Raw genomic sequence first — 17,276 nt, forward strand, 5'->3', positions numbered from 1 at the left:
GAGCCGCGCCCTCACCGGCGAATCCACACCAACCTGGCGAACCGAAACAGGCAACCCACCCACAACAGCCTGAACCCAGATCAGACGCCCTCTTAAGGGTCGGCCTGCCCCCGCTCAGCCCCTGATGCGGGGCGTCGGTGCATCCCGTGACACGATGTGGTCATGCCCAGCGCACTGACCGATCTCTGCCGCTACCCGATCGTGCAGGCCCCCATGGCGGGCGGCGGCTCGGGACCCGGACTGGCCGCCGCCGTCTGCGGCGCCGGCGGTCTCGGCTTCCTCGCCGCCGGCTACAAAACCGCCGACGGCATGTACCAGGAGATCAAACAGCTGCGGTCGCTGACCGACCGGCCCTTCGGCGTCAACCTCTTCATGCCGCAGCCGTCGCTCGCCGACCACTCCGCCGTCGAGGCGTACCGCGAACAGCTCGCCGGCGAGGCCACGTGGTACGAGACCGAGCTCGGCGACACCGACGGGCCGACCGACGACGGCTACGAGGCCAAGCTCGCGATCCTGCGCGAGGACCCGGTGCCGGTGGTGTCGTTCACCTTCGGCTGCCCCTCGCGCGCGGTCCTCGACGCCTTCGCCAGGGTGGGCACGTACACCATCGTCACGGCCACCACGGCGGCCGAGGCACAGGCCGCGCAGTGGTCCGGTGCGGACGCCGTCTGTGTGCAGGGTGTGGAGGCGGGCGGTCACCAGGGCACCCACCGCGACGACCCGCACGCCGACGGGAGCGGCGCGGGGCTGGGCCTGCTGGCGCTGCTCGGGCAGGTCCGGGAGGCCGTGCAGATTCCGGTGATCGCCGCGGGCGGGCTGATGCGCGGGGCGCAGATCGCGGCGGTGCTGGCCGCCGGGGCGACCATGGCGCAGCTCGGCACCGCCTTCCTCGCCACCCCGGAGTCGGGCGCCAACCCGCTGCACAAGCAGGCGCTGACCAACCCCCTCTTCACCCATACGGAGCTGACCCGGGCGTTCTCCGGGCGACCGGCCCGCGGCCTGGTGAACCGTTTCCTGCGGGAGCACGGCCCGTACGCACCGGCCGCCTACCCCGCGGTCCACTACCTCACCTCCACGGTGCGCAAGGCCGCGGCCAAGGCCGGGGACGCCCAGGGGCTGAACCTGTGGGCGGGGCAGGGGCACCGGCTGGCCCGGGAGATGCCGGCCGCCCGGCTGGTGGAGGTCCTCGTGGCCGAACTCGACGCGGCACGGGCCGGGTTGAGCCGCACCGGGGCCGGGACGGCGGAAACCGGGGCCGGAAGCACGGGATCCGGTGACTCGCCGGCTGCCGGGGGAGCCGCATGACCGCGCCCGTGTTCCTCGTCGAGTCGCTCGCGCACGTACGGGCGGGCGGCACGGTCACCGTCGACGGGCCGGAGGGCCGGCACGCGGTGTCGGTGCGCCGACTGCGGGCCGGCGAGGAGGTCGTACTGACGGACGGTCAGGGCAGCGGCGCCTACGGCACGGTGGCCGCCGCCGAGGGCAAGGACCGGCTGACCGTCGCGGTCGCCGAACTGCGCACCGAGGAGGCGCCGGACCCGACCATCACGGTCGTCCAGGCGCTCCCCAAGGGCGACCGGGGCGAGCTGGCCGTCGAGACCATGACCGAGACCGGGGTGGACGCCATCGTGCCCTGGCCGGCGGCGCGTTGTGTCACCCAGTGGAAGGGCGAGCGGGCCGCCAAGGCGCTGGGCAAGTGGCGGGCCACGGCCCGTGAGGCGGGCAAGCAGTCCCGCCGGCTGATCTTCCCGGAGGTCGCGGACCCGCTGTCCACCAAGCAGGTGGCCGCCCTGCTCGCCGACGCCGACTTCGCGGCCGTGCTCCATGAGGAGGGCAGCGCCCCGCTCGCCACCGCCGAACTCCCGGCCACCGGCCGGATCGTGCTGGTCGTGGGGCCGGAGGGCGGTGTCTCCCCGGAGGAGCTGGCCCTCTTCGCCGAGGCCGGCGCCAGGCCGTACCGCCTGGGCCGGACCGTCCTGCGCACCTCTACGGCCGGCACCGCGGCCACCGCCCTCCTGCTGGGCCGCACGGGACGCTGGAGCTGAGCCCCGGGCCCGTCCGGCCGCAGCGGCTCACTTCCCGTTGTCCTCGGCGAGGGTGTGGGCCACGAGGGCGTTGGCGTGGCCGTGGCCGAGGCCGTGCTCGGTCTTGAGCCAGGTGACGAGTTCCCCGTGCTTGGCCGGCGGCGCGGAGCGGATGAGTTCCTTCCATTCGGCTGTCGGGCGGCCGTACTTCTTCTCGATGGAGGGGAAGTAGCTGGCGGGTCCCTTGACGGCGTCGGTCATGTGGCGGTCTCCGTTCTTCTGGAGGGGTTGCGTAGGGTTCGCCCCGTCGTCAGGACTGGAGGTTCGCCGGCCGGTGGCGCAGCAGGACCACCTGGGAGTCGACGGTCCTGGACTCGACGAGGCTCAGGTCCATCCGCTCCTGCGGCGTGCTGAAGACGGGCCGGCCGCCGCCCAGCACGACCGGGTGGACGAAGATCTGGTACTCGTCGATCATCCCGTGCCGGGTGAGGAATCCGGCGAGGTCCGAGCCGCCGAAGAGCAGTAGGCGGGCCCCGCTCCGCTTGAGGGCGGTGAGTTCCTCGACGACGTTCGTGCCGATCACGCGGGTGTTCCAGTCGGCCTGCTCCAGCGTCGAGGAGACGACGATCTTTGGTGCGCTGCGCCATACGGGGGCGAAGGCCAGGTCGTGCGCGTCGGTGGAGTACTCCTCCGCCCGGGGCCAGAAGCCGGACATCATGTCCCAGACCTTGCGGCCGTACAGGAACTGGTCGGCCTCGGTGGTGAGTTGGAGTGAGTGGGCGGAGAGTTCGGGGCCCATGAGGGGCCAGTCGAAGGCGCCGTCGGGGCCTTCGATGTAGCCGTCCAGTGACTGGTGCACGAAGTGGGTGATCTTGCCCATGGGGTTCTCCCGGTGGTCGCCGGCCGTCAACGGGCCGAAGCGGGGGCGGTGGCGGGAGCGTACGTGAGGACCTGCGCGCCGCTGCGGAAGGTGGTGGTACCGAGCGGCCGGAGTGTCTTCTTCGGGGAGCTCTCGGTGAACAGGCGCTTGCCGGTGCCCTCGACGACCGGGTGCGTCCACAGGCGGAGTTCGTCGATCAGGTCGTGCGCCAGGAGGGTGTTGACGAGCCCGCCGCTGCCGTAGACGAGCAGGTCCTGGCCGTCCTGCTGCTTCAGTTCGGCGACGGCGGCGGGGAGGTCGCCGGTGAGGAAGGTGGCGTTCCACTCCGGCGTGTCGAGCGTCGTGGTGGCGACGTACTTGGGCAGCGCGTTCATCCGCTCGGCGAAGCCGTCCTCGTCGGTCATCGTCGGCCAGGCGGCGGCGAAGCCCTGGTAGGTCACCCGGCCCAGCAGCAGGGCGTCGGCGGCGAAGAGCTGGCCGCGGGCGAACGCGGCGGCTTCCTCGTCGAAGAACGGGGCCGTCCAGGCCGGGTTCTCCACGACTCCGTCGAGCGTGATGTAGAGCGATGCGATGACCTTGCGCATGCGAGGCTCCCCCTCGGTTACGGGCACGGATCTGCCCATGTGTACGATGTCCACAAATGGGGAACGCGGCGATCCGCAGCCCCCGTTCGATCATGCGGAAGCCTAGACGAGTTAAGTGGATGCTGTCCACATTGGATGACGCCTCGATGTCCACACGGGAGAGGCGTCCCCGTGGATGTCCACGTTGGAGGGGTAATGGCGGCGGAGAGCGGCAGGGCGAAGCGGACCACCTACCGCCACGGCGATCTCCGTAACGCCCTCGTCCAGGCGGGACTCGAACTGGCCCGGGAGGGCGGCCCCGAGGCGGTGGTGCTGCGCGCCGCGACCCGCCAGGCGGGCGTGGTGCCCAACGCCGCCTACCGGCACTTCGCCGACCGCGGCGCCCTGCTGCACGCCGTCTCGCAGGCCGCCATGGCCCGGCTCGCCCGCACCATGGAGGCCGAGCAGGCCGCACTGCCGCCGGCCCCGGACGCCGCGGCCGCCGCACGGGCCCGCTTCCGGGCGGTCGGCACCGGCTATCTGCGCTTCGCCCAGGAGGAACCGGGCCTGTTCCGCACCGCGTTCCACGTTCCCGGCGACATGACGTACGCCGCCGAAGACACCGCCGCGGGCGGCAGCGGCAGGACCCCCTTCGAGCTCCTGGGCGCGGCCCTCGACGACCTCGTGGAGAACGGTCTGCTGCCCGAGGACCGGCGCCCCGGCGCGGAGTTCCTCGCCTGGTCGGCCGTCCACGGCCTCGCCGCACTCCTCATCGACGGGCCCCTGCGCGGCCTGTTGCCCTCCCAGGCCCACGACGCGGGCCAGCACGTCATCGACATGATCGAGCGGGGCATCTGAGCCCGCCGCACCGCGCCCGCCCCCCACGCAACGGTGCGCCGACCGGCCTCAACGACCCGTCGGCGCACCGCCGTTCGCGAAAGGAAAGCCGCCTGCCGTCAGCTCAGCAGCTCGGCCGTCAGCGTGATGTTCTTGACCCCGGCCAGCGCCTGGCTCACCGGGCAGTTCTTCTTGGCGTCCTCGGCCGCGGCCTGGAAGTCCTCCTCGGACAGGCCGGGGACCCGGGCCTTCACGGTCAGCGCGATCGCGGTGATGCCCTCACCGGGCTGGAAGGTGACGTCGGCCTGGGTGTCCAGGGCCTCGACGGTGTGGCCCTTGCCCGCCAGGCCGTGCGAGAAGGCCATGGAGTAGCAGGACGAGTGGGCCGCCGCGATCAGCTCCTCGGGGCTGGTCACGCCGTTCGGCTGCTCCGCGCGGGCGGGCCAGTTCACGTCGTACGTACCGACCTTGGAGGACTCCAGGGCGACGGTGCCCTTGCCCTGGAGGAGGTTGCCTTCCCAGTGGGTCTTGGCGGTGCGCGTGGTTGCCATGGTGCATAACTCCCGGTTGTGGGCGAAAGCGATCAAGGCCAGCTTAGTGATCCCGTTCCCCCCGTCGCTGCGACGCCCCACCCGGCTCGCCCGGTAGCATCCGAGGCCGTGCGCACCGTGCGCACGAGGGATGAGCTGGGAGGAGCCAACGGTGGCGGGAGAACCGCAGGCCGATTGCCTGTTCTGCAAGATCGTGGCCGGGGAGGTGCCGGCGACCATCGTCCGCGAGACCGCGACCACCGTCGCGTTCCGCGACATCAACCCCCAGGCCCCGACGCACGTCCTGATCATCCCCAAGGTGCACCACCCCGACGCCGCGGCCCTCGCCACCGCCGAACCGCAGGTCGTCGCCGACATACTGTGCGAGGCCCGGAAGGTCGCCGCCGAGGACGGGGTCGAGGAGACCGGCTACCGGGTGGTCTTCAACACCGGCTCCGGCGCGGGCCAGACCGTCTTCCACGCCCATCTGCACGTCCTGGGCGGCCGCGGCCTCCAGTGGCCCCCCGGGTAACCAGCCATGTCCGTACGTGAACTGGTCGTCCTCGGCACCGCCAGCCAGGTCCCCACCCGGCACCGCAACCACAACGGCTATCTGCTGCGGTGGGACGGCCAGGGGCTGCTCTTCGACCCCGGCGAGGGCACGCAGCGCCAGATGCTGCGCGCCGGGGTCGCGGCCCACGACCTCAACCGGATCTGCATCACCCACTTCCACGGCGACCACTCGCTCGGGCTCGCCGGGGTGATCCAGCGGATCAACCTCGACCGGGTGCCCCACCCGGTCACCGCCCACTTCCCGGCCAGTGGCCAGCACTTCTTCGAGCGGCTGCGCTACGCGACCGCCTACCGCGAGACCGTCCGGCTGGTCGAGCGGCCGGTCGAGGCCGACGGGGAGCTGGACCGCTGCGCCTCGTACACCCTGCAGGCGCGGCGGCTGTCGCACCCGGTCGAGTCGTACGGCTACCGGCTGGTGGAGCCGGATGCGCGCCGGATGCTGCCGGAGCGGCTGGCGGAGCACGGCATCACCGGGCCGGATGTCGGGCGCCTCCAGCGGGAGGGTGAGCTGAACGGCGTCACCCTCGACGAGGTGAGCGAGCACCGCCCCGGCCAGCGGTTCGCGTTCGTGATGGACACCCGGATGTGCGAGGGCGTCGAGGCGCTCGCGGAGGGCGTGGACATGCTCGTCATCGAGTCCACGTTCCTGGACGAGGACGCCCAACTCGCCGCCGACCATGGGCACTTGACGGTGGGGCAGGCCGGCGGGGTGGCGGTGCGGGCCGGGGTGCGGCATCTGGTGCTGACGCACTTCTCGCAGCGTTACGACGACCCCGCGGAGTTCGCGCGGCAGGCCCGCGCGGCGGGGTACGACGGTGAGCTGACGATCGCCAGGGACCTCATGCGCGTGCCCGTGCCCAGGCGACGCTGAGCACGGGCACGAGGCCCCGGCCTGTCGCTTACGGCAGGTAGTACATCGGGTTCGGCATTTTGAACGTCCGGTGGGCGTGGCCGCCGTCCAGGTCGCTGTACTGATCGCCGAAGTTGGCGACGATGTCGTAGCCCAGGGACTCGATGTGCTTGCGGGTGCCCGACTTGTACTCGACGGTCGTGCAGGTGCTGCCGCAGGGCAGGTAGGCCGGCGGGTGCTCCTTGTCCTTCAGGTAGACGTGCGTCCGGTCCAGCGGGACGCCGTAGCCCACGTTCTTCAGGTTGCGCACGCTCCAGTCGCGCTGGGCCTCCTTGCGGCCGGTGATGAAGAAGACCTCGGCGCCCTTGTCGCGGGCCCGGTTGACGAGCCGGTTCATGCCGAAGACCGGGTCCATGTCGGTGTGCTCCAGGTACGTGTCCTGGCTCTGCGGGGTGAAGGCGAAGCCGACCCGGAGCTCGTAGTTGTACGTGAGCAGGGTGGTGTCGTCCATGTCGAGGACGATGGCGGGCCTGGTCTTCTTGCCGGCCCGAGCCGGGCGGGCGAGCGCCTTGTCCAGGTAGGCGCGGGCCTTGGCCTCGATGCCGCGGACCTGGCGGGCGTAGTTGCTGTGCGGGGAGGCGTAGTGCTCGCCGTCGGCCGTGACCGTGTCGCCGTAGTACGCCTTGATCTTGTCCTGGACCTGCGTGAGGTTGGGGATCTCCTTGTCGGTCCGCGGGACGGAGTGTTCGGCGGTGGCCTGACCGATGCCGAAGACGGCGGTGCCGGCGACGAGGGCGGCGACCGTCGTGGCACCGAGGCGGGCGCGACGCGACAGGGCGGGGCGGAGGCGACCGGAACAAAAGTGGTCGGGACGGGGCATGCGCGGCTCCTCTTGGAGAAGAAGGGGGGTGGGTCCCAGGGCTGAGGTGGCTGACGGCCCCTCATTCCTTGGTCTACGCGCGGAGATTCAACCCTTGGCGAGAAATTCTGGCAAGAGGTGGGGCCTTGACGGTCCGAAGGGGTCTCCGTAGCCTCCACCTGCATGCATGGATGGTGTTTATATGCATGAATGGTGTGTCGCTGCCGACCATGCCCCCGGCCCCGTCACCGCCCGTGCCACCGATCCGGCTGCGGGCCGGCCGTACCCGTAGGAGCCCCGGATGACCGACGCCCCGCATCCCCTCGCCATCGCCGAGGTCCGGCTCACCCCGGTCCTGGTGGCCGACCCGCCACTGCTCAACACCCAGGGCGTACACCAGCCGTACACCCCGCGGCTGATCATCGAGCTGGTCACCGAGGCGGGGGTCACCGGGCTCGGCGAGACCTACGGGGACACCGGCTATCTGGGCCTGGCCCGGCCACTGGCCGCGGCGCTGACCGGCCGGCGGGTCACGGATCTGAACGGGCTGCCCGCGCTCGCCGCCGAGGTGTGCGGGGACTCACCAGCCGCCACCGACGCCGACGCGGTGCACGCCGGCGGACTGCGCGGCGTCCGGAGCGCCGAAAAGCTACGGCTCTCGGTCCTCTCCGGCTTCGAGGTCGCCTGCCTGGACGCCTGGGGCAAGGCCACCGGACTGCCGGTCCACGCCCTGCTCGGCGGCAAGGCCCGGGACCGCGTGGAATACGGCGGGTACCTCTTCTACCGCTGGGCCGAACACCCCGGCGGCCGCGGCGAACGGGACGACTGGGGCGCGGCGCTCGACCCGGCCGGGGTGGTGGCCCAGGCCCACCGCTTCGCCGACACCTACGGCTTCACCTCCTTCAAGCTCAAGGGCGGCGTCTTCGAGCCCGCGCAGGAGATCGCCGCGATCCGCGCGCTGGCCGCCGTCTTCCCCGGGCGGCCGCTGCGGCTCGACCCCAACGGCGCCTGGAGCGTGGCCACTTCGCTGAAGGTCGCGGACGAGCTGGCGGACGTGCTGGAGTACCTGGAGGACCCGGCCGGCGGGACCGCGCGGATGGCGGAGGTGGCGGCCGGCACCCGCCTGCCGCTGGCCACCAACATGTGCGTGACGACCTTCGACGAGATCGCCGAGGCGTTTTGCCGCCGCGCCGTCCAGGTGGTGCTCTGCGACCACCACTACTGGGGCGGGCTGCGCGCCACCCGCGAACTGGCCGCCATCTGCCGCACCTTCGGCGTCGGCCTGTCCATGCACTCCAACACCCACCTGGGCATCAGCCTGGCCGCGATGACCCAGGTGGCGGCGACCGTACCGGACCTCCACCACGCCTGCGACACCCACTACCCCTGGCAGACCGAGGACGTCCTCACCGAGCGGATCGCGATCCGCGACGGCAGGGTGGCCGTCGACGACGCCCCCGGCCTCGGCGTCACCCTCGACCGGGACCGGCTCGCCGCGCTGCACCGCCGCTGGCTGGCCGACGACGGGGGCCTGCGCGACCGCGACGACGCCGCCGCGATGCGCCACGCGCACCCGGACTGGACCGTTCCGGCCGTCCCGCGCTGGTGACCGCGGCCGGTGGCGGGCCGTGAGCGGGCCGGGTACGGACGCGGGCAGTACGTACGCCTGCCCGGCCCGGACGCGGTCGCCGCCCGCCGGGGATCATGAACCCGGCCGTGGTCCTGTGCGCGGTCGCCCGGCACGCGTACGGTGAGGCACGGCTCAGTGGCAGCGCGCCACAGTGGTCCCGTAGTGATCTTTGAAAGGGGCTGTTCCGATGGCACAGGAAGTGCGCGGCGTGATCGCGCCGGGGAAGAACGAACCGGTACGGCTGGAGACGATCCTGGTACCGGACCCGGGACCCGGCGAGGCCGTGGTGAAGGTCCAGGCGTGCGGGGTGTGCCACACCGATCTGCACTACAAGCAGGGCGGCATCAACGACGAGTTCCCGTTCCTGCTCGGTCATGAGGCGTCCGGGGTCGTGGAGTCGGTCGGCGCCGGGGTCACCGACGTCGCGCCGGGGGACTTCGTCATCCTCAACTGGCGTGCGGTGTGCGGCCAGTGCCGGGCCTGTCTGCGCGGCCGCCCCCAATACTGTTTCGACACCCACAACGCCCGTCAGAAAATGACGCTGAAGGACGGCACGGAGCTGACGCCGGCGCTGGGCATCGGTGCCTTCGCCGACAAGACGCTGGTCGCCGCGGGGCAGTGCACCAAGGTCGACCCGGAGGTGTCGCCCGCGGTGGCCGGCCTGCTGGGCTGCGGGGTGATGGCCGGCATCGGCGCCGCGATCAACACCGGCGGGGTCACCCGCGGCGACTCGGTCGCGGTCATCGGCTGCGGCGGGGTCGGCGACGCGGCCGTGGCCGGCGCCCGGCTGGCCGGCGCGGCCCGGATCATCGCCGTCGACATCGACGACCGCAAGCTGGACATCGCGCGCACCATGGGCGCCACCCACACCGTCAACTCCCGTACCACCGACCCCGTCGAGGCGATCCGCGAACTGACCGGTGGGTTCGGCGCGGACGTCGTCATCGAGGCGGTCGGCCGCCCCGAGACGTACAAACAGGCCTTCTACGCCCGCGATCTGGCCGGCACGGTCGTCCTGGTGGGGGTGCCCACCCCGGACATGACCCTGGAACTGCCGCTCCTGGACGTGTTCGGCCGCGGCGGGGCGCTCAAGTCCTCCTGGTACGGCGACTGCCTGCCGTCCCGCGACTTCCCGATGCTGATCGACCTGCACCAGCAGGGCCGGATCGACCTCTCCGCGTTCGTCACCGAAACCATCGGCATCGACGACGTCGAGCGGGCCTTCGACCGGATGCACGCGGGCGACGTGCTGCGTTCGGTGGTGGCGCTCTGATGGCGGCACGGATCGACCACCTCGTCACCTCGGGGACGTTCTCGCTCGACGGCGGCACCTGGAACGTCGACAACAACGTGTGGATCGTCGGGAACGACGACGAGGCGATCGTCATCGACGCCGCGCACGACGCCGACGCCATCTTCGAGGCGCTGGCCGGCCGGACGCTGCGCGCGATCATCTGCACCCACGCGCACAACGACCACATCGACGCCGCCCCGGCGCTGGCCGCCCGCACCGGCGCCCGGATCCATCTGCACCCGGACGACCTGCCGCTGTGGAAGATGACCCACCCCGGCACGGTCCCGGACGCGGACCTGACCGACGGCCAGGTCCTGACCATCGCCGGTACGGACCTGACCGTGCTGCACACCCCCGGTCACGCCCCCGGCGCGGTCTGCCTGTACGCCCCCGACCTGCGCACCGTCTTCACCGGCGACACCCTCTTCCAGGGCGGCCCCGGCGCCACCGGCCGGTCCTTCTCGGACTTCCCGACGATCGTCGCCTCGATCCGGGACCGGCTGCTGACCCTGCCACCGGAGACGGCGGTACGCACCGGGCACGGCGATCCCACGACGATCGGGGACGAGGCGCCGCACCTGGACGAGTGGGTCAAGCGGGGGCACTGAGGGGCGGCTGGCTGGCTGGCCGGGGCCGGGGGCCGGGGAGGCCCCTGGCGGTGACTGAGCCGCGGGTCGCGGCGGGCGCGGGGTTGCAGGGGCGGACCCGTAGGGGGCGGTCGAACAGATCCCGTAGGGGATACGAGGGCCCCCTGCGGGGCCACAACGCGGCGCGGGGAGAGGGTATTCCGCGTGCGGAGGGCGTTCTCCTCCGGAGGGCATGCCGGCCCGGGAGGCCGGTGTGTCGGAGGCCGGTGCGGCGGCTCAGTCCTCCTTGGCCGCCCGTTCCAGGATGCGGGCGGCCACCGCGGGGGAGTCCACCAGGGGGTGCAGTGCCAGGGCGCGCAGGGCCGCGCCGCGGTCCTTGCGGGTGGCGGCCACCACCGCAGCCCGTTCGACCGCCTTGACCTGGAGCATCAGCCCCAACTGGTCCTCGCGCAGCGGGGCGCAGGGCAGCGGCCGGGCGCCGTGCGCGGTCACCTCGCACACCGTCTCCACGATCGCGTCCGGCGCCAGTTGCGGCACCGTCGTGCCGTTGCGGACGTTCAGGATCAGCCGGGTGCCGCTGTTGCGCACGATGGCGTGCATCAGCGCCAGCGCCACCCGGTCGTAGCCGCCGCCCTCCAGGTCGTGGCTGTCGCGCTGCCAGCCGCCGGTGGCCTCCCGGCTGTGCGCCATGTACGTCTCCTCCCGCTCCAGCCGGGTCCGCTCCCACAGTGCGTACACCGCGTCCGGGCCGCCGGCCGCCGCGGCCCGCTCGAAGAAGCCGCCCTGCTGCTGGTCGAGGAACTCGCCGCGGGTCTCCCGGGTGTCCCGGAGGGAGTCGAGGGTCTCGCGGCGGAAGTAGTAGTAGTGCAGGTACTCGTTCGGGAGCGCGCCCAGGGTCTGCAGCCATTCCGCGCCGAACAGCCGGCCCTCCTCGAAGGAGGCCAGCGCCGAGCCGTCGGCCAGCAGCCGCGGCAGCAGTTCGGAGCCCTCGAACGTCAACGACCGCAGCCAGCCGAGGTGGTTGAGGCCGACGTAGTCGTAGCCGACCCGGCCTCTGTCGAAGGCCGCCGGGTCCAGTCCCGCCGCCCGCGCGGCCCGGCGCACCAGGCCGACGGGGGAGTCGCAGATCCCGATGACGCGGTCGCCGAGCACCTGGGACATCGCCTCGGTCACCATGCCCGCGGGGTTGGTGAAGTTGATGACCCAGGCCGCCGGCGCGAGCTGGGCGACCCGCTCGGCGATGTGCAGCGCCACCGGGATCGTCCGCAGGCCGTACAGGACCCCGCCCGCGCCCACCGTCTCCTGGCCCAGCACGCCCTCGGCCAGCGGGATCCGTTCGTCGCGTATCCGGCCGGCCGTGCCGCCCACCCGGATCGCCGAGAACACGAAGTCCGCCCCGGCCAGCGCCTCGTCCAGGCTCTGCGCGACCCGGACCGGCACCGGTGCCGGATGCCCCTCGGCCAGCCGCGTCAACACCTCGGCGATGACCGCCACCCGCCGGGCGTCGGTGTCGTGCAGCACCACCTCGGAGACGGAGTCCGCCGGGTCGGCCAGGAGCGCGCGGTAGACCAGCGGCACCCGGAAACCGCCACCGCCGAGAATCGTGAGCCTCATGGGGCGGAACGTACCGCAGCATCAGGCACACTGGCGGCACGTGCTGATATGAGAGGGGCGTGCACGGTGACCAGCCGACGTGATGTCCACCCGCCCACGGGCCCGGCCGGGACGCCACCGGGCCTCGACCCGCTGGCCGAGGTACGGGCGGACGGCGATCCGCGCACCGACGTCTACCTCACCGGCACGGTCTTCCTCGACATCATCTTCACCGGCCTGGACTCCGCCCCGGTCCGCGGCACCGAATCCTGGGCCCGCGGCATGGGCTCCAGCCCCGGCGGCGTCGCCAACATGGCCACTGCCCTGGCCCGGCTCGGGCTGCGCACCTCCCTGGCCGCCGCCTTCGGCGACGACAAGTACGGCGAGTACTGCTGGGAGGCGCTCGAAGAGGGCGAGGGCATCGACCTGGCGCTGTCACGCACGGTCCCGGGCTGGCACTCCCCGGTCACCGTCTCCATGGCGTACGAGGGCGAGCGCACGATGGTGTCGCACGGCCATCAGGCGCCGCCCCCCGACTTCACCTTCGACGGCCGGCACGCACCGGGCTGCCCGCCGCCGTCCCGGGCCTGCGTCGCCTCGCTGGTGCCCGGGCGGCGGGAGCCCTGGCTGGAGTGCGCGGCCGGCCGCGGCAGCCGGATCTTCGCGGATGTCGGCTGGGACGACAGCGGCCGCTGGGACCCGGCCGACCTCGCCGACCTCGAACACTGCGAGGCGTTCCTGCCCAACGCCGAGGAGGCGATGCGCTACACCCGCACGACCTGCCCGCGCGCGGCCGCCCGCAAGCTGGCCGACCGGGTGCCGCTGGCCGTCGTCACGCTGGGCTCCAAGGGCGCGTACGCGGTGGACGGGCGGACCGGCGAGACCGCCGAGGTGCCCGCGATCGCGGTGGAGGCGCTGGACCCGACCGGCGCCGGCGACGTCTTCGTCGCGGGCTTCGTCACCGGCACCCTGGCCGACTGGCCGCTGACCGACCGGCTGGCGTTCGCCGGGCTGAGCGCCGCGCTGTCGGTGCAGGAGTTCGGCGGGTCGCTGTCCGCGCCGGGCTGGGCGGAGATCGCCGCCTGGTGGCAGCAGGTGCGGCTGTGCGAGGCGGGTGCCCCGGGCGCGCTGCGCCGGCAGTACGCCTTCCTCGACGAGGTGCTGCCCGCGGCCTACCGTCCGGCGCCGCTGGCCCGCGCGGTCCCCACGCTCGGCTTCCGCCGCCCGGCCTGAGCCACCGCGCAAGGCCCCGGAAGCGGCATCGGAAGCGGTTCCGCGCCGATCACCGTCCCGCGTCGAAAACCCAGGTCACAACGGCCGCCAGGAAAATCTCTCGGGCCTGTCGGTGCCCCGTCGTACTCTTGTATCGCAAGGAGGCCGTGCCGTCAGGCACCTCCTCGGCACGTCTTCATGAGCAAAGGATGGGGGTTGAGCAGGCCACCGAGCCGCCCTATGACGCAGACACCCATGGAACCGCAGGCGAGCGCCCAGTTCACCGTCCCGGCCAAGCACCCGATGGTGACGGTCCTGGGGTCCGGCGACTCGCTCCTGCGAGTGATCGAAAAAGCCTTCCCGGCGACCGACATCCACGTCCGGGGCAACGAAGTCAGCGCGGTCGGCGACGCCCGGGAAGTGGCCCTCGTCCAGCGCCTTTTCGACGAGATGATGCTGGTGCTCCGCACCGGACAACCGATGACGGAGGACGCGGTGGAACGCTCGATCGCCATGCTGCGCGCGGCGGAGAACGGCGAGGGCGCCGGGAGCGAGACGCCCGCCGAGGTGCTCACCCAGAACATCCTCTCCAACCGCGGCCGGACGATCCGTCCCAAGACCCTCAACCAGAAGCGCTACGTCGACGCCATCGACAAGCACACCGTCGTCTTCGGCATCGGCCCGGCCGGCACCGGCAAGACGTATCTCGCGATGGCCAAGGCCGTCCAGGCGCTCCAGGCCAAGCAGGTCAACCGCATCATCCTGACCCGCCCCGCGGTCGAGGCCGGTGAGCGGCTGGGCTTCCTGCCCGGCACCCTCTACGAGAAGATCGACCCGTATCTGCGCCCGCTCTACGACGCGCTGCACGACATGCTCGACCCCGACTCCATCCCGCGCCTGATGGCCGCGGGCACGATCGAGGTCGCACCGCTGGCGTACATGCGCGGCCGGACGCTGAACGACGCGTTCATCATCCTCGACGAGGCGCAGAACACGAACCCCGAGCAGATGAAGATGTTCCTCACCCGCCTCGGGTTCGAGTCGAAGATCGTCGTCACCGGCGACGTCACCCAGGTCGACCTCCCCGGCGGCACCAAGAGCGGTCTGCGCCAGGTCAGGGAAATCCTGGAGGGCGTCGACGACGTGCACTTCTCCCTGCTCACCAGCCAGGACGTGGTCCGGCACAAGCTCGTGGGCCGTATCGTCGACGCCTACGAGAAGTACGACAGCCGCAACGGCCAGTGAGCCGGACGCACCGCGCGAACGAGAAGCGAGACGCAACGCCCCATGTCCATCGACGTCAACAACGAATCCGGCACCGATGTCGACGAGCAGGCGATCCTGGACGTCGCCCGCTACGCCCTCGGCCGGATGCGCATCCACCCGCTCTCCGAGCTGTCCGTGATCGTCGTGGACGCCGAGGCCATGGAGCAGCTCCATCTGCAGTGGATGGACCTGCCCGGCCCGACCGATGTCATGTCCTTCCCGATGGACGAGCTGCGGCCGCCGGCCAAGGACGACGAGGAGCCCCCGCAGGGCCTGCTCGGTGACATCGTGCTCTGCCCGGAGGTCGCCAAGAAGCAGGGCGAGGAGGCGCCGACCGCGCACAGCATGGACGAGGAGCTCCAGCTGCTGACCGTGCACGGCGTCCTCCACCTCCTCGGTTACGACCACGAGGAGCCCGACGAGAAGGCCGAGATGTTCGGCCTCCAGGCGGCGATCGTCGACGGCTGGCGCGGCGAGCGGGGGCTGACCGGTCCCTCGCCGGCGCCCACCGTGACCTGACGGGCGTCCGCGATGACCACCCAGCTGATCGCGGTCGCGGTCCTGCTCGTCGTGATCGCCTGGCTCGCCGCCTGCGCGGAGGCCGGCCTGGCGCGTACGACGAGCTTCCGCGCCGAGGAGGCCGTCCGTTCGGGCCGCCGCGGCAGCGCCAAGCTCGCCCAGGTCGCCGCCGATCCCACCCGCTACCTCAACGTCGCCCTGCTGGTGCGGGTCGGCTGCGAGATGGCCGCCGGCGCCCTGGTCACCTACGCCTGCCTGCGCTCGTTCGCCGAGACCTGGCAGGCGCTGACCGTCGCCATCGCGGTGATGGTGCTGGTCAGTTATGTCGCGGTCGGCGTCTCGCCGCGGACGATCGGCCGCCAGCACCCGCTGAACACCGCCACCGCGGCCGCCTACGTCCTGCTGCCGCTGGCCCGCATCATGGGCCCGATCCCGCAGCTGCTGATCCTCATCGGCAACGCCCTCACCCCCGGCAAGGGCTTCCGCAAGGGCCCCTTCGCCTCCGAGGCCGAACTGCGCTCACTGGTCGACCTCGCGGAGAAGGAGTCGCTGATCGAGGACGAGGAGCGCCGGATGGTGCACTCCGTCTTCCAGCTCGGCGACACCCTCGTCCGCGAGGTGATGGTGCCGCGCACCGACCTGGTGTCCGTCGAGCGGTTCAAGACCATCCGGCAGGCGCTGACCCTCGCCCTGCGCTCCGGTTTCTCCCGTATCCCGGTGACCGGCGAGAACGAGGACGACATCGTCGGCGTGGTCTATCTGAAGGACCTGGCCCGCAAGGTCCACATCAGCCGCGACGCGGAGACCGAGCTGGTCTCCACGGCCATGCGGCCCGCCGTCTTCGTGCCCGACACCAAGAATGCCGGCGATCTGCTGCGCGAAATGCAGCAGGACCGCAATCATGTCGCGGTGGTCATCGACGAATACGGCGGCACCGCCGGAATCGTCACCATCGAGGACATTCTCGAAGAGATCGTCGGCGAGATCACCGACGAATACGACCGCGAATTGCCGCCGGTCGAGGACCTCGGTGACGGCCGCTACCGCGTCACCGCCCGCCTCGACATCGGCGACCTCGGCGAGCTCTACGGCCTGGTGGAGCTGGACGACGAGGACGTCGAGACGGTCGGCGGGCTGCTGGCCAAGCTGCTCGGCCGGGTCCCGATCGCCGGTGCCACGGCCGAGGTCGACCTCTCCGACACGGCCGCCGACCCCGAACTGAAGGGGCTGCGGCTGACCGCCGAATCACCGGCCGGCCGCCGCAACAAGATCGTCACGGTGCTCTGCGAGCCGGTGCGGGCCACGGACGCCGGAGAGCTCTCCGCATAATTCCGGCACGTCCGGGAAATGACCCGACGAGAATCCGACGAGGGCCGACGAGACCCGACGGGATAACGCCTCGCTGCGTCCCGCTCCCGTTTCCGGCGTTACTTATCTCCGGTGCAGCAGAAATGTTCTGGAAGCCATTTCCGGTGGGACTGGATTCTTCGCGGCGGGCCGTGGAAGGATCTTCGGGCGGTCGCCGAAAGGCGGCCGTCCTGCGGGAGAGAAATCGTCCGAGAAATCTTGCCGCGCAGGTTGCCCCGGCCACGGGGGACCGGGGCAGCCACCTTCTTCCTCACGTCGCGGGGCCGGCGCATATGCTCGCCGGTATGACCGAAGCCGCACCGCTGGACCCCGAAGACCGCAAGATCATCACGCTCGCGCGCTCGGCGCGGGCCCGCAACGGCGTGCCCGAGGGCGCCGCCGTGCGCGACGAGACCGGCCGCACATACGTCGCCGGCACCGTCGCGCTGGACTCGTTGCAGCTCAGCGCCCTGCAGACGGCCGTGGCGATGGCCGTCGCCAGCGGTGCGACGTCCCTGGAGGCGGCAGCCGTGGTCACCGACGCCGAGCGCGCCACGGACGCGGACCGCGCGGCCGTCCGGGACCTCGGTGGCCCCGGCACGCCGGTCCTCGTCGCGGGCCTCGACGGCACCCTGCGCAGCACCGTCCCGGCGGGGGAGGCGTAAACCGGGCACCGGACCGTGGGCGTGGGGCGCGGGCTCCCGCCACGGCC

At 72.0% G+C, this 17,276-nt stretch carries 19 protein-coding genes; 13 read left to right on the forward strand and 6 right to left on the reverse strand.

The annotated features are described in order from the left end of the window. Window positions 1–162 precede the first annotated feature (162 nt). Window positions 163–1,305 (forward strand): nitronate monooxygenase, encoded by a 1,143-nt coding sequence (locus AB0E02_RS28965; RefSeq protein ID WP_362144359.1) that lies wholly within the window; start codon window positions 163–165, stop codon window positions 1,303–1,305. Next, on the forward strand, window positions 1,302–2,045 hold the full coding sequence (locus tag AB0E02_RS28970) for a 16S rRNA (uracil(1498)-N(3))-methyltransferase (RefSeq protein WP_362144362.1): 744 nt from the start codon (window positions 1,302–1,304) through the stop codon (window positions 2,043–2,045). Before AB0E02_RS28965 ends, AB0E02_RS28970 begins: the two co-directional genes overlap by 4 nt. A gap of 27 nt (window positions 2,046–2,072) precedes the next feature. On the opposite strand, the gene AB0E02_RS28975 is transcribed toward AB0E02_RS28970, so the two are convergent. The 3 genes from AB0E02_RS28975 to AB0E02_RS28985 are packed head-to-tail and all read right to left on the reverse strand — an operon-like array spanning window position 2,073 to window position 3,488. Then, entirely contained in the window at window positions 2,073–2,285 is a 213-nt protein-coding gene (locus tag AB0E02_RS28975) for a DUF4287 domain-containing protein (protein WP_362144365.1), read from the reverse strand. A gap of 49 nt (window positions 2,286–2,334) precedes the next feature. Next, window positions 2,335–2,904, reverse strand: a complete 570-nt coding sequence (locus tag AB0E02_RS28980) for a dihydrofolate reductase family protein (protein ID WP_362144368.1) — start codon at window positions 2,902–2,904, stop codon at window positions 2,335–2,337. Between the two features lie 26 nt (window positions 2,905–2,930). Next, the gene (locus AB0E02_RS28985) at window positions 2,931–3,488 is read right to left on the reverse strand and encodes a dihydrofolate reductase family protein (protein ID WP_362144371.1); all 558 of its coding nucleotides are present in this window, start codon (window positions 3,486–3,488) and stop codon (window positions 2,931–2,933) included. A 195-nt stretch (window positions 3,489–3,683) separates the two neighbouring features. Here AB0E02_RS28985 and AB0E02_RS28990 point away from each other — a divergent pair, with 195 nt between their 5' ends. Then, on the forward strand, window positions 3,684–4,325 hold the full coding sequence (locus tag AB0E02_RS28990; protein ID WP_362144374.1) for a TetR/AcrR family transcriptional regulator: 642 nt from the start codon (window positions 3,684–3,686) through the stop codon (window positions 4,323–4,325). Window positions 4,326–4,423: 98 nt separating this feature from the next. Here AB0E02_RS28990 and AB0E02_RS28995 read toward each other — a convergent pair whose 3' ends face one another. Next, the gene (locus tag AB0E02_RS28995) at window positions 4,424–4,855 is read right to left on the reverse strand and encodes an OsmC family protein (RefSeq protein WP_030815083.1); all 432 of its coding nucleotides are present in this window, start codon (window positions 4,853–4,855) and stop codon (window positions 4,424–4,426) included. 151 nt (window positions 4,856–5,006) lie between these two features. Here AB0E02_RS28995 and AB0E02_RS29000 point away from each other — a divergent pair, with 151 nt between their 5' ends. Next, window positions 5,007–5,366 (forward strand): histidine triad nucleotide-binding protein, encoded by a 360-nt coding sequence (locus AB0E02_RS29000; RefSeq protein ID WP_362144377.1) that lies wholly within the window; start codon window positions 5,007–5,009, stop codon window positions 5,364–5,366. Between the two features lie 6 nt (window positions 5,367–5,372). Continuing rightward, window positions 5,373–6,278: a ribonuclease Z gene (locus AB0E02_RS29005; RefSeq protein WP_362144380.1), complete on the forward strand. Its 906-nt coding sequence runs from the start codon at window positions 5,373–5,375 to the stop codon at window positions 6,276–6,278. 28 nt (window positions 6,279–6,306) lie between these two features. Here AB0E02_RS29005 and AB0E02_RS29010 read toward each other — a convergent pair whose 3' ends face one another. Beyond that, complete coding sequence (locus AB0E02_RS29010; RefSeq protein WP_362144382.1) at window positions 6,307–7,137, reverse strand: HAD family acid phosphatase; 831 nt, start codon at window positions 7,135–7,137, stop codon at window positions 6,307–6,309. A gap of 280 nt (window positions 7,138–7,417) precedes the next feature. Here AB0E02_RS29010 and AB0E02_RS29015 point away from each other — a divergent pair, with 280 nt between their 5' ends. The 3 genes from AB0E02_RS29015 to AB0E02_RS29025 all read left to right on the forward strand — a co-directional run bounded on the left by AB0E02_RS29015 (window position 7,418) and on the right by AB0E02_RS29025 (window position 10,648). Next, window positions 7,418–8,725 (forward strand): enolase C-terminal domain-like protein, encoded by a 1,308-nt coding sequence (locus AB0E02_RS29015; RefSeq protein WP_362144386.1) that lies wholly within the window; start codon window positions 7,418–7,420, stop codon window positions 8,723–8,725. 208 nt (window positions 8,726–8,933) lie between these two features. Next, window positions 8,934–10,019 carry an S-(hydroxymethyl)mycothiol dehydrogenase gene (locus AB0E02_RS29020; RefSeq protein WP_362144389.1) on the forward strand — a complete coding sequence of 362 codons (1,086 nt, stop codon included), beginning with the start codon at window positions 8,934–8,936 and terminating at the stop codon, window positions 10,017–10,019. Continuing rightward, window positions 10,019–10,648 carry an MBL fold metallo-hydrolase gene (locus AB0E02_RS29025; RefSeq protein WP_362144392.1) on the forward strand — a complete coding sequence of 210 codons (630 nt, stop codon included), beginning with the start codon at window positions 10,019–10,021 and terminating at the stop codon, window positions 10,646–10,648. Before AB0E02_RS29020 ends, AB0E02_RS29025 begins: the two co-directional genes overlap by 1 nt. Before the next feature lie 255 nt (window positions 10,649–10,903). Here AB0E02_RS29025 and AB0E02_RS29030 read toward each other — a convergent pair whose 3' ends face one another. Further along, entirely contained in the window at window positions 10,904–12,241 is a 1,338-nt protein-coding gene (locus AB0E02_RS29030; RefSeq protein WP_362144395.1) for a 6-phospho-beta-glucosidase, read from the reverse strand. Between the two features lie 48 nt (window positions 12,242–12,289). Here AB0E02_RS29030 and AB0E02_RS29035 point away from each other — a divergent pair, with 48 nt between their 5' ends. The 5 genes from AB0E02_RS29035 to AB0E02_RS29055 all read left to right on the forward strand — a co-directional run bounded on the left by AB0E02_RS29035 (window position 12,290) and on the right by AB0E02_RS29055 (window position 17,229). Continuing rightward, a complete protein-coding gene (locus tag AB0E02_RS29035; protein WP_362144398.1) occupies window positions 12,290–13,453 on the forward strand; it encodes a PfkB family carbohydrate kinase in 1,164 nt (387 codons plus the stop codon). A gap of 219 nt (window positions 13,454–13,672) precedes the next feature. Further along, window positions 13,673–14,677: a PhoH family protein gene (locus AB0E02_RS29040; protein ID WP_362144401.1), complete on the forward strand. Its 1,005-nt coding sequence runs from the start codon at window positions 13,673–13,675 to the stop codon at window positions 14,675–14,677. A gap of 42 nt (window positions 14,678–14,719) precedes the next feature. Beyond that, window positions 14,720–15,217 (forward strand): rRNA maturation RNase YbeY, encoded by a 498-nt coding sequence (gene ybeY / locus AB0E02_RS29045; RefSeq protein WP_362144404.1) that lies wholly within the window; start codon window positions 14,720–14,722, stop codon window positions 15,215–15,217. Between the two features lie 12 nt (window positions 15,218–15,229). Continuing rightward, on the forward strand, window positions 15,230–16,546 hold the full coding sequence (locus AB0E02_RS29050) for a hemolysin family protein (protein WP_362144406.1): 1,317 nt from the start codon (window positions 15,230–15,232) through the stop codon (window positions 16,544–16,546). Between the two features lie 323 nt (window positions 16,547–16,869). Continuing rightward, on the forward strand, window positions 16,870–17,229 hold the full coding sequence (locus AB0E02_RS29055; RefSeq protein ID WP_362144409.1) for a cytidine deaminase: 360 nt from the start codon (window positions 16,870–16,872) through the stop codon (window positions 17,227–17,229). Window positions 17,230–17,276: the final 47 nt, after the last annotated feature.

The organism is Streptomyces sp. NPDC048196 (genome assembly GCF_040652715.1).
GTDB lineage: Bacteria > Actinomycetota > Actinomycetes > Streptomycetales > Streptomycetaceae > Streptomyces > Streptomyces siderophoricus.

Bases quoted from the DNA above. Each gene is read 5' to 3' on its own strand.
- AB0E02_RS28965 (WP_362144359.1), top strand. From the start codon at position 163: ATGCCCAGCGCACTGACCGATCTCTGCCGCTACCCGATCGTGCAGGCC.
- AB0E02_RS29015 (WP_362144386.1), top strand. From the start codon at position 7,418: ATGACCGACGCCCCGCATCCCCTCGCCATCGCCGAGGTCCGGCTCACC.
- AB0E02_RS28990 (WP_362144374.1), top strand. From the start codon at position 3,684: ATGGCGGCGGAGAGCGGCAGGGCGAAGCGGACCACCTACCGCCACGGC.
- AB0E02_RS29055 (WP_362144409.1), top strand. From the start codon at position 16,870: ATGACCGAAGCCGCACCGCTGGACCCCGAAGACCGCAAGATCATCACG.
- ybeY (WP_362144404.1), top strand. From the start codon at position 14,720: ATGTCCATCGACGTCAACAACGAATCCGGCACCGATGTCGACGAGCAG.
- AB0E02_RS29010 (WP_362144382.1), bottom strand. From the start codon at position 7,137: ATGCCCCGTCCCGACCACTTTTGTTCCGGTCGCCTCCGCCCCGCCCTG.
- AB0E02_RS29035 (WP_362144398.1), top strand. From the start codon at position 12,290: ATGAGAGGGGCGTGCACGGTGACCAGCCGACGTGATGTCCACCCGCCC.
- AB0E02_RS29050 (WP_362144406.1), top strand. From the start codon at position 15,230: ATGACCACCCAGCTGATCGCGGTCGCGGTCCTGCTCGTCGTGATCGCC.
- AB0E02_RS28995 (WP_030815083.1), bottom strand. From the start codon at position 4,855: ATGGCAACCACGCGCACCGCCAAGACCCACTGGGAAGGCAACCTCCTC.
- AB0E02_RS29020 (WP_362144389.1), top strand. From the start codon at position 8,934: ATGGCACAGGAAGTGCGCGGCGTGATCGCGCCGGGGAAGAACGAACCG.
- AB0E02_RS28980 (WP_362144368.1), bottom strand. From the start codon at position 2,904: ATGGGCAAGATCACCCACTTCGTGCACCAGTCACTGGACGGCTACATC.
- AB0E02_RS29005 (WP_362144380.1), top strand. From the start codon at position 5,373: ATGTCCGTACGTGAACTGGTCGTCCTCGGCACCGCCAGCCAGGTCCCC.
- AB0E02_RS28985 (WP_362144371.1), bottom strand. From the start codon at position 3,488: ATGCGCAAGGTCATCGCATCGCTCTACATCACGCTCGACGGAGTCGTG.
- AB0E02_RS28970 (WP_362144362.1), top strand. From the start codon at position 1,302: ATGACCGCGCCCGTGTTCCTCGTCGAGTCGCTCGCGCACGTACGGGCG.
- AB0E02_RS28975 (WP_362144365.1), bottom strand. From the start codon at position 2,285: ATGACCGACGCCGTCAAGGGACCCGCCAGCTACTTCCCCTCCATCGAG.
- AB0E02_RS29030 (WP_362144395.1), bottom strand. From the start codon at position 12,241: ATGAGGCTCACGATTCTCGGCGGTGGCGGTTTCCGGGTGCCGCTGGTC.
- AB0E02_RS29040 (WP_362144401.1), top strand. From the start codon at position 13,673: ATGACGCAGACACCCATGGAACCGCAGGCGAGCGCCCAGTTCACCGTC.
- AB0E02_RS29025 (WP_362144392.1), top strand. From the start codon at position 10,019: ATGGCGGCACGGATCGACCACCTCGTCACCTCGGGGACGTTCTCGCTC.